13 protein-coding genes and 3 tRNA genes are annotated in these 15,887 nt (G+C 51.4%); 9 read left to right on the top strand and 7 right to left on the bottom strand.

Annotated elements, in window-relative coordinates; translation table 11 throughout:
* Positions 1-49: 49 nt before the first annotated feature.
* From yecR to tyrP, 3 genes are all read left to right on the top strand, one after another.
* A complete protein-coding gene (yecR, locus tag E0L20_RS00715) occupies positions 50-388 on the top strand; it encodes a YecR family lipoprotein (protein WP_131632218.1) in 339 nt (112 codons plus the stop codon).
* A 203-nt stretch (positions 389-591) separates the two neighbouring features.
* Positions 592-1,089 carry a non-heme ferritin gene (ftnA, locus tag E0L20_RS00710; RefSeq protein ID WP_131632217.1) on the top strand — a complete coding sequence of 166 codons (498 nt, stop codon included), beginning with the start codon at positions 592-594 and terminating at the stop codon, positions 1,087-1,089.
* A 255-nt stretch (positions 1,090-1,344) separates the two neighbouring features.
* Positions 1,345-2,556 carry a tyrosine transporter TyrP gene (gene tyrP, locus E0L20_RS00705; protein ID WP_131632216.1) on the top strand — a complete coding sequence of 404 codons (1,212 nt, stop codon included), beginning with the start codon at positions 1,345-1,347 and terminating at the stop codon, positions 2,554-2,556.
* 31 nt (positions 2,557-2,587) lie between these two features.
* On the opposite strand, the gene E0L20_RS00700 is transcribed toward tyrP, so the two are convergent.
* Positions 2,588-3,256, bottom strand: a complete 669-nt coding sequence (locus E0L20_RS00700) for a YecA/YgfB family protein (RefSeq protein WP_131632215.1) — start codon at positions 3,254-3,256, stop codon at positions 2,588-2,590.
* Positions 3,257-3,681: 425 nt separating this feature from the next.
* Here E0L20_RS00700 and E0L20_RS00695 point away from each other — a divergent pair, with 425 nt between their 5' ends.
* The 6 genes from E0L20_RS00695 to E0L20_RS00670 all read left to right on the top strand — a co-directional run bounded on the left by E0L20_RS00695 (position 3,682) and on the right by E0L20_RS00670 (position 11,220).
* Complete coding sequence (locus tag E0L20_RS00695; protein WP_131632214.1) at positions 3,682-4,803, top strand: branched-chain amino acid ABC transporter substrate-binding protein; 1,122 nt, start codon at positions 3,682-3,684, stop codon at positions 4,801-4,803.
* A 99-nt stretch (positions 4,804-4,902) separates the two neighbouring features.
* The gene (locus E0L20_RS00690; protein WP_131632213.1) at positions 4,903-5,817 is read left to right on the top strand and encodes an ABC transporter permease subunit; all 915 of its coding nucleotides are present in this window, start codon (positions 4,903-4,905) and stop codon (positions 5,815-5,817) included.
* An 11-nt stretch (positions 5,818-5,828) separates the two neighbouring features.
* Positions 5,829-7,103, top strand: coding sequence for a high-affinity branched-chain amino acid ABC transporter permease LivM (gene livM / locus E0L20_RS00685; RefSeq protein WP_131632212.1), 1,275 nt, complete (start codon positions 5,829-5,831; stop codon positions 7,101-7,103).
* Complete coding sequence (locus E0L20_RS00680; RefSeq protein WP_131632211.1) at positions 7,100-7,975, top strand: ABC transporter ATP-binding protein; 876 nt, start codon at positions 7,100-7,102, stop codon at positions 7,973-7,975. The genes livM and E0L20_RS00680 overlap by 4 nt, the downstream gene beginning before the upstream one ends.
* Complete coding sequence (locus E0L20_RS00675) at positions 7,972-8,688, top strand: ABC transporter ATP-binding protein (protein ID WP_131632210.1); 717 nt, start codon at positions 7,972-7,974, stop codon at positions 8,686-8,688. Before E0L20_RS00680 ends, E0L20_RS00675 begins: the two co-directional genes overlap by 4 nt.
* Positions 8,689-10,134: 1,446 nt before the next feature.
* Positions 10,135-11,220 (top strand): acyltransferase family protein, encoded by a 1,086-nt coding sequence (locus tag E0L20_RS00670; protein WP_131632209.1) that lies wholly within the window; start codon positions 10,135-10,137, stop codon positions 11,218-11,220.
* 1,048 nt (positions 11,221-12,268) lie between these two features.
* On the opposite strand, the gene E0L20_RS00665 is transcribed toward E0L20_RS00670, so the two are convergent.
* The 6 genes from E0L20_RS00665 to uvrY form a co-directional block, all read right to left on the bottom strand.
* A tRNA-Leu gene (locus tag E0L20_RS00665) sits at positions 12,269-12,355 on the bottom strand.
* 11 nt (positions 12,356-12,366) lie between these two features.
* Positions 12,367-12,440: transfer RNA gene (locus E0L20_RS00660), tRNA-Cys, on the bottom strand.
* A gap of 51 nt (positions 12,441-12,491) precedes the next feature.
* Positions 12,492-12,567: transfer RNA gene (locus tag E0L20_RS00655), tRNA-Gly, on the bottom strand.
* 151 nt (positions 12,568-12,718) lie between these two features.
* Complete coding sequence (pgsA, locus tag E0L20_RS00650) at positions 12,719-13,267, bottom strand: CDP-diacylglycerol--glycerol-3-phosphate 3-phosphatidyltransferase (protein ID WP_131632208.1); 549 nt, start codon at positions 13,265-13,267, stop codon at positions 12,719-12,721.
* A 56-nt stretch (positions 13,268-13,323) separates the two neighbouring features.
* On the bottom strand, positions 13,324-15,156 hold the full coding sequence (gene uvrC / locus E0L20_RS00645; RefSeq protein WP_131632207.1) for an excinuclease ABC subunit UvrC: 1,833 nt from the start codon (positions 15,154-15,156) through the stop codon (positions 13,324-13,326).
* Complete coding sequence (uvrY, locus tag E0L20_RS00640; protein WP_131632206.1) at positions 15,153-15,809, bottom strand: UvrY/SirA/GacA family response regulator transcription factor; 657 nt, start codon at positions 15,807-15,809, stop codon at positions 15,153-15,155. The genes uvrC and uvrY overlap by 4 nt, the downstream gene beginning before the upstream one ends.
* Between the last annotated feature and the right edge of the window lie 78 nt (positions 15,810-15,887).

Here is a 15,887-nt window from a genome sequence, read left to right as displayed (position 1 = left end):
TCAGGCGTATACGGGTACGATACCTGTTTCCATTCACGTAGAGTGAACCATGAAAAGAGTATTGGTCGTCGGCACGATCCTGCTGCTTGCAGGATGTAGCATAAATCGTCAGGCGGAAGTCAGCAGCCTGGATGCCCCAAACGGCATTGTCCGCCTCAACTACGGTCAGGCGATGCTGCAGAATGCCCACTCGGATGCGTATGTGAATAACGGTACGGCGGAAAAAGCCTGTCAGAGCATGGGATATGCCACCGCATCCGCGTATGGTCAGCCCATCAAAACCTGCACCCTCATCAGCGGCTCGCTGTGCCTGAACGAGACGGTTACCATTCAGTATAAATGCATGGGCTACGCCGTTACCCCTAACGCAAATAATCCCTGGTATTAATCACCACTGCCAGCCATGGCTGGCAGTATATTTAATTACGAACAAAAATAATTCTCATTAATTAATATAAAAATCGCCAATGCGTTTTATTCCCATTCGTATTTTTAAATAAACAAATATTTATTTTACGTTTTGCAAATAATTAAATAACAAATTATAGTGTCGCTCATCGTGAACCAGAAATAATAAACCGGAGCTTCACCATGCTGAAAACTGAAATGATCGACAAGCTCAATGCTCAAATGAACCTTGAGCTTTTTTCATCCTTGCTTTACCAGCAGATGAGCGCCTGGTGCAGCTATCACAGCTTTGAAGGCGCGGCTGCGTTTCTGCGCCGCCACGCCCTGGAAGAGATGACCCACATGCAGCGTCTCTTTGATTATCTGACGGATACGGGCAGCCTGCCGCGCATCGATCCTGTCGCCTCTCCGGTTGCCGAATACGGTTCTCTGGATGAACTGTTCCGCGCCACCTACGAGCACGAGCAGCTCATTACGCAGAAAATTAACGAACTGGTGCACGCCGCCATGATTGGCCAGGATTATCCGACCTTTAATTTCCTGCAGTGGTATGTCGCCGAGCAACATGAAGAAGAGAAGCTGTTTAAATCGGTGCTGGATAAACTGTCTCTGGCCGGTAAATCAGGTGAAGGCCTTTACTTTATTGATAAAGAGCTGGCGACCCTCGATACGCAAAATTAATCTTCAAGCGGTGCTGAGTTTTCAGCACCGTTTTAATCGCACTTCCTAATAAATCTTTCCTCCCTTTTGCCTTCTGAATAAACGCATTAACCCTTCGCCTGGAGGGAAATGCGCGCTGGCCCTTAATCATTCTCGCCCCGAATTTTTGTAAACTTATGATTACACAGCCTGTAACGGTGATTTGACGAGATAACGCTTTTCCCTTACTCTGCGCCGCAGATTTGGTCGCGATTACGAGTCGTTGTAGAGGAAAGCGTGAAAAACAGAACTCTGGGAAGTATTTTTATCGTCGCGGGAACGACGATTGGCGCAGGAATGCTGGCAATGCCGCTGGCAGCCGCAGGCGTCGGATTTGGCGTGACGCTGCTGCTGCTTGGCCTGCTCTGGGCGCTGATGTGCTATACCGCGCTTCTGCTGCTGGAGGTTTACCAGCATGTCCCGGCGGATACAGGGCTGGGCTCTCTTGCCGCCCGCTACCTGGGGCGTTACGGCCAGTGGATCACGGGCTTTAGCATGATGTTCCTGATGTACGCGCTGACGGCGGCCTATATCAGCGGAGCCGGGGAACTGATTGCCTCCAGCGTCAACGACTGGTTTGGTTCAGATATTACGCCAGCGACGGGGGCTATATTCTTCGCGCTCATCGGCGGCGGCGTGGTGTGCGCGGGCACGTCGCTGGTCGATCTGTTTAACCGCTTTCTGTTTAGCGCCAAAATTTTGTTTTTGGTTGTGATGCTGGTTCTGCTGGCACCGCACGTGCACAAGGTGAACCTGCTGACGCTGCCGCTGGAAAAAGGGCTGGCGCTTTCCGCCATCCCGGTCATCTTCACCTCGTTTGGCTTTCACGGCAGCGTGCCGAGCATCGTCAGCTATATGAACGGCGATATCCGCAAGCTGCGCCGCGTGTTTGTTATCGGCAGCGCCATTCCGCTCATCGCCTATATCTTCTGGCAGCTGGTGACGCTCGGCAGCATTGACTCATCCACCTTTATTGGCCTGATGGTGGAGCACTCCGGGCTGAACGGCTTCCTGCTGGCGTTGCGCGAGGTTGTGACCTCTACGCACGTTGAGCTGGCGGTGCACCTGTTTGCGGACCTGGCGCTGGCGACCTCGTTTCTGGGCGTGGCGCTGGGTCTGTTTGATTATCTTGCTGACCTGTTCCAGCGTCGTAATACACTCGGCGGGCGTTTGCAGACGGGGGCAATTACCTTCCTGCCGCCCCTGGCCTTTGCGCTCTTTTACCCGCGCGGGTTTGTGATGGCGCTGGGCTATGCGGGCGTGGCGTTGTCGATCCTCGCCCTGCTGCTGCCTTCCCTGCTGGCGTGGAAGAGTCGTCAACGGCATCCGGCCCAGGGCTATCGCGTGGCGGGCGGTAAACCGCTGCTGTGCCTGGTATTTGCCGCTGGGGTGGGGATTATTCTGGTGCAGATGCTGATTGCGGCGGGGATGTTGCCAGAGGTAGGTTAAAAAGAAAGGGGCTACGATTAGCCCCTTTTTATTAATGCAAACAGCAGCTCTTGAACTTCTTCCCGCTGCCGCACGGACACGGATCGTTGCGCCCTACTTTCGCCCCGTTAACGGTCGGCTTTTTCACTTCCGGCTGCTGCGGGTTCTCCACCCAGTAGTTATACAGGCGCAGCGCCGCAGGCCGGATGCTCTCGATGCTGGCGGTGTATTCCTCTTCGGTCAGCTCGTCCAGCTTCTCGCTGTTCTCCTCTGAACCGTGCAGGGCAATCACGTCCAGATCGGCTTTCAGCTCTTCCGGCAGAGAAGACCAGTCCGTCAGCGCCACGCCGCGCATATAGCCATAGCACCACTCCTCAACTACCGTATAGCTTTGTCCGTCAACGTCGTTGAAACCAAACATCGGCTCAAACTGATCCGGGTATTCGCTCAGGCGTTCAGCAATATCGTTCATATGCTTAAAGCAGAGATCGATAAAACGGTTCATCTCACGATCGTTTTTCCAGCGCGGAATGTGCTTCTCGCCACCCCAAACCGCCACCAGCCAGGCATCGGGTTCAACCACCCGCGGGCCGGAAAGTACGGCGGTAAGCATGCCGTCGAGTTCGGACACGTCAATCACGGATGCATCGTCATGACCGTAAGACATTAACGTCTCTTCCAGCCACTCCATTTCGCTTTCATTTAATGGGCCTTCCGTCATTGCTGATACTCCTGATCAAAAGGAAAAGATCCTGGCATATATCATCGCCCGTGCCTATCTGAAGTTTAGGTCTTTATTGCTGCATAAACGTGCAATTCGTGACCGTTGCACAACTTATGGGCTTTGTTGTTAACGAGATGTGATCTGCACTGTAATTTCACTTCATCCCGCAAGGCGGCATAAAACGGCACTCTATACTCAAACATGTCGCAACCCCGTCAGCGGGTTAACCATTCTGGCAACAATTTTGCTTAATGTTCTGCGCGCGTCAGGCGCAAGGAAACCTCGCCGTATCAAGCAGGATGCTGTCTGGATCTCGTTCGTTTAGTGCATTTTGTTCTCCGTTTTATTTTCGGATTGGCTGCGCCGCCGGGCGTTCGGGTTTACACCCTGGTGCAAAAACCTCTTTGCTAAGGAACATAATAATGTCGCTGAAATTTATCAAAAGTCCCCTCTCTCTCGTGCTGGCCGGATGTCTGGTGACGGCATTTTCCGCTCGGGCAGATATTGTCATCGGCGTGGCCGGACCGTTTACCGGCCCCAATGCGACCTATGGCGATCAGTACTGGCACGGTGCAACACAGGCAGCAGAAGACATTAACGCCGCGGGCGGGATCGGCGGTGAGAAGATTAAGCTGGTACAGGGGGATGACGCCTGCGAGCCCAAACAGGCCGTTGCGGTCGCCAACCGTTTAGTCGATCAGGACAAGGTGAACGCGGTGGTGGGCCATTTCTGCTCCTCCTCCACCATGCCCGCCTCCGAGGTATATAGCGACGCGGGCATTCTGGCCATCACGCCTGGCTCGACCAACCCGCTCATCACCGAACGCGGCATGAGCGATATGTTCCGCATGTGCGGTCGCGATGACCAGCAGGGTCAGGTCGCCAGCGACTTCATCATCGATAAGCTCAAGGCCAAACGCGTGGTGATTATTCACGATAAAGACACCTACGGTCAGGGCCTGGCCGACGCCACCAAAGCGGCGCTGGCAAAGCGCGGCGTGCAGGACGTGATGTATGAAGGGCTATCGCGCGGTGAAAAAGACTTTAACGCGCTGGTGACCAAAATCGGCGCGCAAAAGCCCGACGTGGTGTTCTTTGGCGGCTGTCACCCGGAAGCCGGACCGCTGGTTCGCCAGATGCGTGAGCAGGGCGTGCAGGCGAAGTTCTTCTCCGGGGACTGCATCGTCAACGAAGAGATGGTTACCGCGGCCGGCGGGCCACAATACACCAACGGCATTTATATGACCTTCGGTAAAGATCCGCGCCTGATCCCGGACGGTAAAGCCGTTATTGAGAAGTTCCGCGCCGGTAAATTCGAACCAGAAGGTTACACCCTGTACTCCTATGCCTCCGTACAGGCCATAGCCGCGGCGTTCAAAGCCACCGGAGGCAAAGATTCAGCGAAAGCCAGCGAATGGCTGAAAGCCAATTCCGTGGATACGGTGATGGGTAAAAAGGCCTGGGACAGCAAAGGCGATCTGAAAGTGTCTGACTACGTGGTTTACCAGTGGGATGACCAAGGAAAATATAAGGAAGTGCAGTAACGGGACGGAGTCACGCTCAACGTCGGCGGGCTATTCTGCCGACGCTCACGACACATCAGGCTGCGCGCGCCGCGTGGCCTCTATAAAGAGCGCGCTAAGATGAGCACATTCTTCCTGCAACAGTTAATCAATGGATTAACGCTGGGTTCGGTGTACGGGTTGATCGCCATCGGCTATACCATGGTCTACGGCATCATTGGCATGATCAACTTTGCCCACGGCGAAGTGTATATGATTTCGGCCTATCTCTGCGCCATTGGCCTGGCGCTGCTGTCCTTTTTTGGCCTGCAGTCGTTTCCTCTGCTGATCCTCGGCACGCTGGTTTTCACGATCGTCGTGACGGGCGTGTACGGCTGGACCATCGAGCGTATTGCCTATAAGCCCCTGCGCAACTCCACGCGTCTGGCACCGCTGATCTCTGCCATTGGCATGTCGCTCATCCTGCAAAACTACGCCCAGCTGAGTCAGGGGCCGCGTCAGCAAGGGGTTCCCACCCTGCTGGATGGCGTGCTGCGCGTGCATCTGGGCGAGGGGTTTGTCCAAATTACCTACACCAAAATTATCATTCTGATCGCATCGTTCGCGGGCATGTTGATTCTGACCTGGATAATCAGCCGCACCCGACTTGGGCGGATGTGTCGTGCGGTGCAGCAGGATCGCAAAATGGCCTCCATTCTGGGGATCAATACCGACAGAATTATTTCGCTGGTCTTTGTGATCGGCGCGGCGATGGCCGGGCTGGCGGGCGTGCTGATCACCATGAACTACGGCACCTTTGATTTTTACGTTGGGTTTGTCATTGGCATTAAGGCGTTTACCGCAGCGGTGCTAGGCGGCATTGGCTCGCTGCCGGGCGCGATGCTCGGCGGGTTAATTCTGGGAATAGCCGAAGCGCAATTTTCCGGCATGGTAAATTCAGACTACAAAGACGTGTTCTCATTCGGGCTACTGGTGTTAATCCTGATTTTCAGACCTCAGGGGCTATTGGGCCGTCCTGTCGTGGCGAAGGTGTGAGGGTGACGACGATGACGACTGACGGATTTTCCCTTAAGCGCTGCACGCTGGACGCGATTTTTTCAGGGCTGATTGCGCTGATCGTGTTTGGCCCAATTGCGGGCGTTGTGCTGGACGGATACAGCTTTAACTTTGAAGGCCAGCGGCTGGCCTGGATAATAGGCATCGTCATGCTGGGTCGTTTCGTGCTCAGCGCATTTTTAGGCACGGCTGTCGGGGCGCGATTCCAGGCGCGATTTGAAGCCGACAGCGCGGGCGTTTACGTCCGCCCGCCGGACTATAAGAGCCGTATGCGCTGGATTATTCCTCTGGTGATTGCCCTGGCCGTCTGCTTTCCGTTTGTGGCCACAAAATATGTCCTGACGGTGGCGATTCTGGGAATGATTTACGTTCTGCTTGGTCTTGGACTCAACATCGTCGTCGGGCTGGCGGGGCTACTGGATCTGGGCTATGTCGCCTTTTATGCCATTGGCGCATACGGTCTGGCGCTTGGGTATCAGTATCTGGGGCTGGGCTTCTGGAGCATGCTCCCCCTCGCCGCCATCATGGCCGCTGCCGCGGGCGCGCTGCTCGGCTTCCCCGTGCTGCGCATGCACGGTGACTATCTGGCCATCGTCACGCTCGGCTTTGGGGAAATTATCCGCCTGGTCTTGAACAACTGGCTGACATTCACCGGCGGACCAAACGGGGTGTCGGCCCCTCCTCCAACCTTTTTCGGCCTGGAATTTGGTCGCCGCGCCAGGGAGGGCGGCGTTCCGTTCCATGAGTTCTTCCACCTGACCTACAACCCGAACATGAAGTTTATCTTTATCTACGCGGTGCTGTTTCTTGTGGTCATGCTGGTGCTCTACATCAAGCATCGCCTGACGAGAATGCCGATTGGTCGGGCATGGGAAGCGCTGCGGGAAGATGAAATCGCCTGCCGCTCAATGGGGTTAAACCATGTTCTGGTTAAGCTCTCAGCCTTTACGCTCGGGGCATCAACCGCGGGGATTGCCGGCGTGTTCTTCGCGACCTATCAGGGGTTTGTTAATCCGACCTCCTTCACCTTTTTCGAGTCTGCGCTGATTCTGGCCATCGTGGTGCTGGGCGGGATGGGGTCGACGCTTGGGGTGGTGCTGGCCGCCTTTGTACTTACCGTCACGCCGGAGCTGCTGCGCAGCTTTGCGGAGTACCGGGTTTTGTTATTTGGCATGCTGATGGTGGTGATGATGATCTGGCGTCCGCGCGGGCTAATCCGCATTAACCGGAGCGGCTTCGGCGTGCGCAAGGGGGTAGCGCCATGAATGGAACAATTTTAAGCGTGGAGCACCTGATGATGCACTTTGGCGGCATCAGGGCGTTAAACGACGTTAACCTAAGCGTGCAGCGCGGATCGATTACCGCGCTGATCGGCCCAAACGGCGCGGGGAAAACGACGGTGTTCAACTGCCTGACCGGGTTCTATAAGGCCTCAGGCGGCAGCATACTTTTCAACACGCGCAGTAAAACGACCAACGTTATACAGGTGCTTGGACAAAAATTTCAGCCGGGCGACTGGATAAATCCGGCGCAGCTAGGGCAACGTATTTTCTACAAAATGTTCGGCGGCACCCACCTGGTTAACCGCGCGGGTCTCGCGCGCACCTTCCAGAATATCCGGCTATTTCGGGAGATGTCGGTCGTGGAGAACCTGCTGGTCGCACAGCATATGCGCGTGAATCGCAATCTGCTTGCCGGCGTGCTGAACACGCCTGCTTACCGGCGGGCAGAAAGCGACGCGCTGGATAGGGCTTACTACTGGCTGGAAGTGGTGGATTTAGTGGATTGCGCCAATCGTCTGGCGGGCGAGATGTCGTACGGGCAACAGCGGCGGCTGGAAATCGCGCGCGCCATGTGTACCGGACCGGAGATGATCTGTCTCGATGAACCAGCCGCGGGCCTGAACCCGGTTGAAACGCACAGGTTAAGCAGCATTATCCGCTTTCTGCGCGATCGCCATGAGATCACGGTGTTACTGATTGAGCACGATATGGGGATGGTGATGGATATTTCGGACAACATTATCGTGCTCGATCACGGGGACGTCATTGCGCAGGGGAAACCGGCGGCGATCCAGCATGATGAGAAGGTTATTGCAGCCTACCTGGGCACGGATGAAAGCGAGGTCAGCCTGTGAGTGAACCCATGCTGGCATTTCGCGAGGTAGACGTGTTCTACGGCGTTATTCAGGCGCTGAAGCAGGTTTCTCTTGAGGTGAATAAAGGTGAAACTGTCGCCCTGATTGGGGCCAACGGCGCGGGGAAATCGACCTTGCTGATGTCAATTTTTGGGCAGCCGCGCATCCGTAGCGGGCAGATCCTTTTTTGCGGGAGCGATATCAGCCACAAATCCACCCACTACGTGGCCTCGGGCGGTATCGCCCAGGCGCCTGAAGGACGGCGAATATTCCCGGATATGACGGTTGAGGAGAACTTGCTTATGGGCACCATCCCGATTGGTAATCAGTTTGCAGCCGGGGATATGCAGAATATGTTCGACCTCTTCCCTCGCCTCAAGGAGCGCCGCAAACAGCGCGCCATGACCATGTCGGGGGGCGAGCAGCAGATGCTGGCTATCGCCCGGGCGCTGATGAGCCGCCCTAAGCTTCTGTTGCTGGATGAACCCAGCCTGGGTCTGGCACCGATTGTGGTTAAACAGATTTTTCAGACCCTGCGCGAGCTGGCGCGCAACGGCATGACCATTTTCCTGGTAGAGCAAAACGCGCATCACGCACTAAAACTTGCCGACCGTGGATATGTGATGGTCAATGGGCACATTCGTATGAGCGGCAGCGGCGAAGAGCTGCTGGGGAACCAGGAGGTAAGGAAGGCGTATTTGGGTGGGGTTTAACTGTTAAATACCGGGCACAAAAAACCACCTTTTGGTGGTTTTACAACACTGATTATTCTTTATTTCCCATGGGAGTTGGAGTGAGATCTAAAACACACAGCGTGAACGCTGCGGGATTTTGAATAGGTAGCTAAAATCAAGAAAATATAATGCCGCTCAAAATACTCATAACTATTTACCCAATATAGTACAAGAATTTAAGATTATTACCATAAGCCGTCCGAAAAGAGGATAATAAAAACCGCCGTTTTCGATCACTTTCCATCCGCCATATGCTAACCAAAATATTGCCAACCTTCTCATTGACTGCCTACAGCGACTTGATAAGTAGAACGGTCTGACAATATATCATTGAGCCAGTTGCAATGGAACTTTCATTTGTTGGACCCGGTCTGTTAAAATCGGCATGCATGGCACCATGAACTAAACGGTACGCGTAGTCGATCAGCCCACGAGCAACATGTGAAGTAACAGGAAAATTATGGGTTATTTCTCGGTGGAGAATATCCCGGGATGTAACTAGGGATTCTTCGGTATCGGTATCCTTCAGAAAATTGAGGCTTCAGGAATATTCAGCTATTTTTTCATTATTTAAAAAATGCTCTCCTATACACACCGCTCATTCTGACCATAGCAGTCGCTCTTCTGAACTTTAATCGGGCAGGAGTTTCCTCCATCCCCCTTATTCCATCATCGAATCACTTCACATGTACGTTAAATGTTACTGGAATTGATGTGCTTTTAGTACATAGACGAGAATTAGTCTCAAAGTCCAAAGTGGTACAGGCAGAATAAAGCAATCCAGGCTTTTGCAGTTCGGTCAGTGGAACCTTGATTTTGCATTCACTGTGTGTACCAGCAATGTTTTACTTTAAATAGCTTAGATTTGGTCGCAATTCACCAGCGTCAACATCACGACACGCACCGCCGGTTTACCATACACCGTTTTCCACCACGATAAATCGTCTTACTGCCGCTACCATCTTTAGATGGTAGTCAGGCTGTTGCCTTCTCCCCCATTCAGGAAGTGAACGAGGATTTAGGATCAGCCCCAGAACTGCTGCTCTGAGCTTAGTTTTGGTGGTATGCATTTTCCAACTCCCTTCAAGCTTGCCATCATTGTTTTCTAAGAGAGATGAAGCAGGTTGGTCAGTAGACCCGATAAGAGGCCCCCAAGCACCTCTATAGCAGCCACATTGCTTGGCTCAACGCATCAAGAAGCTATGGTAGGTAGTTATCAAAGCTGCCATAAGATGTGCTGTACGACAGCCCTGCATCCTCGTCTGAGAGCCTTTTCATCATCATAACTGGCTACCAAAGGGAAATTAGTTTTGCTCCTCAAGGCTAAAATGACTGGTAGTTGAAAATACGACTATCTACTAGTTGTGAAAAATTGTGTCTATAATGGTAGAATAAAAATTTCCACCCTAAAATTAAGAGCTTAATGTGCAAACAAAAAACTTAGGTTACCTTTCAAGATTAGATCATCTAAGGTTTGTTGCGGCTTCACTTGTTGCGTTTCTCCATTTCAGAGGGAACATACCCTCTTTCGATCCAAATGGTAATGGTATTTCCTGGTTCTTATACCAATGGATTAACTCAGGAGCAACAGGGGTAAGCCTTTTTCTTGTTCTCTCTGGCTTTATCTTCTGTGTAATAACAGATGCCGGAAGAAATAAAGTTGAATATAAACAATTCATCACAAACAGGATCCTGAGGATATTCCCGCTAGTTATATTTGTTTTCTTTATCGCTATGACTATCCATGGTTCGATGGTTAGTATCGCAGACATTCTTAGACTGGTCTTACTACAATTCAACACTGGCTTTTCGGCAAATGAATGGATGGGTAAAGAACCTATATTAGTGCCAATGTGGACACTTGCAGTTGAATTTCAATTCTATTTAATATTCCCATTCATCGCTTTATTTATCGGTAGATATGGAATCAAATATGCATTCAACATGCTCGCCATGATAATTTTTATAAAATTCATGATTGTAAATTCTTACGGCGATTCAACCTACCACGAGTTATACAAATCTCTTGTCGGCAGGCTTGACCAATTTTTAATTGGAATAATAACCGGGCATATTTATTTATCTCAAAAATCAAAAAAACGGATGCTATTACCCTCTTTTGCAATGTTAATTGTCTCTGTTATTGCTATATCAATGTATACAGTTTCAGGAAAAAGTCCCTTTATAATATTTAATTTTAGTTTAACTATTGAGGCTGTTTTATGGGCATTTGTAGCTTACTCATATATTATGCTACCTCTTAAAATAGTACCCATTTTAGATAGTTGTCTTTCTTATCTTGGTGCATTGAGTTTCTCAATGTATTTAATGCACATACCAGTTGGTAGATTTATTCAACAGAATTTAGGTGCGTACATAAAAGATTTTAACCCAGTAATAACGACAGCGTTTATTATAATGCCAGCCATAATCATGGTATCTATAATAACTTTCACGCTTATAGAAAAACCTTTCATCAATTTAAGAAAAGGTTATGTGGATAAAAAATAATCAAGCGCCCTCTCCAGGGCGCTTTTTTTAAAATATGTTTCCCGATTTCCCGATTTCCGTTATATGCATAAACCAGTTCTCTTCAATATTGCAAGTTAAAACGCTGTCAATACCTCCAATACAATGGCAAGAATCAGAAACAACTAATCTGAAAATATTTGCACTGCGGTCTCATTGCTAATCAGCTTAGAAATCCTTTCCACCTCAACCAGTCTGGTCAATTCTCGTGGCTACTATATGGTTGCTTAATGATGCAATAATCAACATAAACCCGTCTTGTTAACCCCACGAGCTGTAAATGTTAGGATAGAAACTTCTCACTGTATTGTTAAAAACCCTTTTAACAATGCAAGATTCCATAATTGTGAGGGAGATTGAACCTGTCGTCCTGTATTGTCCCCTGATGAATCAATGGATTTTAAGGCATAACGTCCCCAAGAAGTTGAGGTGCGTGGCTAAGTGAATCAGTAGTTTTCTGCACTTCAGTAAGCACCGTCAGAATCTACATAGGTCAGTCCCGCTGAGCTTATTACCGGGTCGGCTAACAAAGTTCTTGGTTCACATGAAGTAGTACTCACCTAGCACAGTGAAAGAATCTACCTCTTAATACCATTACTTTATTTTGGTAACTTTTAACTCATAAAGATGACGCACAAGCGCTGAAACGCACATATAGCAATATTGTTTGAACTTAAAATCCTGCGGCTATTGTCCGCGATTGCGTAGTAGCGCGCGATGGCACGAGGATTAACTCGCAGCCATGAAAGCTCTCTCACCTATCGAATGATTTCACTTCCCACAACCTGAAAGTAAAAGGGCATTGTAGATCTGGAAGGGAGTCGGGAGGAGAAAGAGGCATTTTCCGGCATTAAGAACACCAGACAGATAGCGATTGATGACAGGATAAAAAAATTGTGGAGAACAAAAAGCTAGCGGGGTATGCGTTTATAAAAAACCATCGTAGGATTGGTGAAAAACAGGCACAAAAAAACCACCTTTCGGTGGTTTCACGACACTGCTTATTGCTTTGATTATTCTTTTTTTCCCATGGTAGCCGGAGTGGGACTTGAACCCACACAGCGCGAACGCCGAGGGATTTTAAATCCCTTGTGTCTACCGATTCCACCATCCGGCCAGGGAAGAAAGTGGAGGCGCGTTCCGGAGTCGAACCGGACTAGACGGATTTGCAATCCGCTACATAACCGCTTTGCTAACGCGCCTTAAATCTTTTGTCTTTCGACCTGCACCCGCAACTGCCGATGCGTTTAATTTGGAGCGGGAAACGAGACTCGAACTCGCGACCCCGACCTTGGCAAGGTCGTGCTCTACCAACTGAGCTATTCCCGCATGATATCAAGTAATGTCTAACCACTTGATTTCATTGTCGTCCGGCTAACCGTGCCGCCGTTCGATGCGTTGCATTCTACTGATATGCTGTTATGAGTCAACGTTATTTTTTGCATCCCCGGATCGTTTGCTGAAAATTACGGCGAAACGATCACTGTTCAAGCAAATCTCCACGTGCAGCGTTCAAATATTGCAGCATGGACCACAGGGTCAGCACTGCGGCAACCCACAGCAGGCCAATCCCCGCCCACTCTACCCATGCGTTCGGACGCCACAGCATCCACACCAAAGAGGCCATCTGTGCCGTAGTTTTCACCTTGCCGATCCAGGACACCGCCACGCTGCTGCGCTTACCCAGCTCCGCCATCCACTCACGCAGGGCTGAAATAATGATCTCGCGGGCAATCATCGTTGCCGCAGGCAGCGTTACCCACCAGGTGTGATAATGCTCGGCCACCAGCACCATCGCGATAGCCACCATCACCTTGTCCGCCACAGGATCGAGGAAGGCACCAAAGCGCGTGCTTTGATTCCAGCGGCGCGCAAGATAGCCATCAAACCAGTCGGTAACGGCGGCGACCAGGAAAATCAACGCACAGGCAAACGGCGCCCAGACAACCGGCAGATAAAATGCCAGCACAAAGAACGGGATAAGCACGACGCGAAAAAGAGTGAGCAACGTAGGGATATTAAATCGCATAATGACGGTAACTGTTTGTTGTCAGTAAAATTTAGCTCTATGTTGCTACAGAGCCCTCAATGTTTCAACGAGTAGTAGATCTTTTCTGCCAGCCCTTGCGAAATACCCGGCACTTTTGCAATTTCCTCCATGCTGGCGTTGAGTAATCCTTGCAATCCGCCCATATACTTCAACAGCATCTGGCGACGTTTTGGACCAACGCCCTCTATTGTCTCCAGCGTGCTGGTGTTTTTGACCTTCGCCCGTTTTTTACGGTGCCCGCTGATCGCATGATCGTGAGATTCATCGCGAATATGCTGGATAACATGCAGGGCTGGCGAATCCGGCGGAAGACTAAACCCCTCACCTTCTGGCTCGAAGAACAGCGTCTCCAGCCCGGCTTTACGATCGGCGCCTTTTGCCACCCCCAGCAGCAGCGGGTGGTTTTTATCCCACTCAACGTCAAGCGACTCAAATACCGCCTTCGCCTGCCCGAGCTGCCCTTTCCCGCCATCGATAAGGATCACGTCAGGGATCTTACTCTCTTCAATAGCCTTGCCATAGCGGCGTCGCAGCACCTGATTCATCGCCGCATAGTCATCACCCGGCGTAATCCCGGTAATATTATAGCGGCGATATTCAGCACGCAGCGGCCCATTAGCATCAAATACCACGCATGACGCTACCGTCTGCTCTCCCATCGTGTGGCTGATGTCGAAGCACTCCATGCGTTTCACCGCCGGCAGCTTGAGCAGCTCTGCGAGCGCGGTTAAGCGCTGGTGAACCGTCGACTGCTGCGAGAGTTTGGTGGTAAGCGCCGTGGCCGCGTTGGTACGCGCCAGCTTCAGGTAACGCGCGCGATCGCCGCGAGGCTTAGTCTGAACATTAACCCGACGGCCCGCCAGCTCGGAAAGCGAATCCGCCAGCAGCGTTTTATCGTCGAGGTTAAAATCGAGCAGGATCTCAGAAGGCAGCGTGCGCATCTGACTCCCCTGCAGATAGAACTGACCCACAAAGGTCTCCACCACTTCTCCGAGCTCCGTGCCGCCGGGCACCTTCGGGAAATAGCTGCGGCTGCCGAGCACCTTGCCCTGGCGAATAAACAGCACGTGGACGCAGGCCAGCCCGGAATCGAAAGAGACACCGATCACGTCAAGGTCGTCACCGGTATTCGAGACGAACTGTTTCTCGGTCACCCTACGCACCGCCTGGATCTGATCGCGAATACGCGCCGCCTCTTCAAACTCCAGCGAAGCGCTCGCTTTTTCCATGCGGGTAATCAGCTGGGTGAGCACCTGGTCGTCTTTGCCGGCTAAAAACAGGCGTACATACTCCACCTGCTGCGCGTACTCTTCTTCGCTCACCAGCCCCGCGACGCATGGCCCCAGGCAGCGACCAATCTGGTACTGCAGACACGGACGCGAACGGTTGCGGTAGACGCTGTTTTCGCACTGTCGAACCGGGAAGATTTTTTGCAGCAGCGCGAGCGTTTCCCGCACGGCATAACCGTTGGGAAAAGGTCCGAAGTATTCACCCTTCGCATGTTTTGCACCACGGTGCATGGCGAGTCGGGGATGCGTATCGCCACTCAGAAAGATAAAGGGATAGGACTTATCGTCGCGCAGCAGCACGTTGTAGCGCGGTTGATACAACTTTATATAGTTGTGCTCAAGCAGCAGCGCTTCCGTCTCTGTGTGCGTAACGGTGACATCGATGTTCTGAATAAGGGCAACCAGCGCCTCAGTCTTACGCGAGGCCAGATTGCTGCGAAAATAGCTGGACAGGCGTTTTTTGAGATCTTTTGCCTTACCCACATAGATAACCGTACCGCCAGCGTCATACATGCGGTAGACGCCTGGCTGGCTGGTAACGGTTTTCAGAAAAGCTTTTGAATCGAACGCTTCATTCACTGATTTACTAACGACTCCGCATTGCACAGACCATGACGAATGGCCAGGTGAGTCAGCTCGACGTCACCATGAATGTTCAGTTTACTGAACATACGATAGCGGTAGCTGTTAACCGTTTTCGGGCTGAGATTCAGCTGTTCAGAAATCTCATTCACCTTCTGACCTTTGGTGATCATCAGCATAATCTGCAACTCGCGCTCGGACAAACTGGCAAACGGCGATTCCGTTTTCTCAGGTTCAATTTGGCTGAGCGCCATTTGTTGCGCAATGTCTGAAGCGATATAGCGCTGCCCGGAGAAAACGGAGCGAATGGCGTTAACCACCTCCTGCGGTGCAGCACCTTTGCTAAGGTAGCCGGCAGCGCCAGCCTGCATCACCTTAGCGGGCAATGGGTTTTCGGTATGCACGGTCAGCATGATGACTTTAGTATCAACAAAGGTGCGGGCGATTTTGCGTGTTGCCTCAAGCCCACCGATACCGGGCATGTTCATATCCATCAACACAACATCGGCCGAGTGGGTGCGGCACCATTTAACGGCATCTTCCCCACAGCAGGCCTCACCGGCAACGTTAATACCTTTTATATCTTCAAGAATGCGTCGTATCCCTGCGCGCACCAGTTCGTGGTCATCAACAAGAAGGACGTTGATCAAAGGAAATGTCTCCAGAATAGGGATAACGCTACTGACTGCTAATTGGGTTTATATTAACGGTTTTCCCCGCAAGATTAA

It is taken from the genome of Enterobacter wuhouensis (assembly GCF_004331265.1).
Taxonomy (GTDB): Bacteria; Pseudomonadota; Gammaproteobacteria; order Enterobacterales; family Enterobacteriaceae; genus Enterobacter; species Enterobacter wuhouensis.
The sequence above is the reverse complement of the archived record's forward strand: the minus strand, read 5'-3'. Positions and strand labels throughout refer to the sequence as shown.

What these genes read in the sequence shown, in the direction of transcription:
- yecR (WP_131632218.1), top strand. Translation starts at nt 50, where the DNA reads ATGAAAAGAGTATTGGTCGTCGGCACGATCCTGCTGCTTGCAGGATGT.
- ftnA (WP_131632217.1), top strand. Translation starts at nt 592, where the DNA reads ATGCTGAAAACTGAAATGATCGACAAGCTCAATGCTCAAATGAACCTT.
- E0L20_RS00700 (WP_131632215.1), bottom strand. Translation starts at nt 3,256, where the DNA reads ATGACGGAAGGCCCATTAAATGAAAGCGAAATGGAGTGGCTGGAAGAG.
- E0L20_RS00695 (WP_131632214.1), top strand. Translation starts at nt 3,682, where the DNA reads ATGTCGCTGAAATTTATCAAAAGTCCCCTCTCTCTCGTGCTGGCCGGA.
- E0L20_RS00690 (WP_131632213.1), top strand. Translation starts at nt 4,903, where the DNA reads ATGAGCACATTCTTCCTGCAACAGTTAATCAATGGATTAACGCTGGGT.
- livM (WP_131632212.1), top strand. Translation starts at nt 5,829, where the DNA reads ATGACGACTGACGGATTTTCCCTTAAGCGCTGCACGCTGGACGCGATT.
- E0L20_RS00680 (WP_131632211.1), top strand. Translation starts at nt 7,100, where the DNA reads ATGAATGGAACAATTTTAAGCGTGGAGCACCTGATGATGCACTTTGGC.
- pgsA (WP_131632208.1), bottom strand. Translation starts at nt 13,267, where the DNA reads ATGCGATTTAATATCCCTACGTTGCTCACTCTTTTTCGCGTCGTGCTT.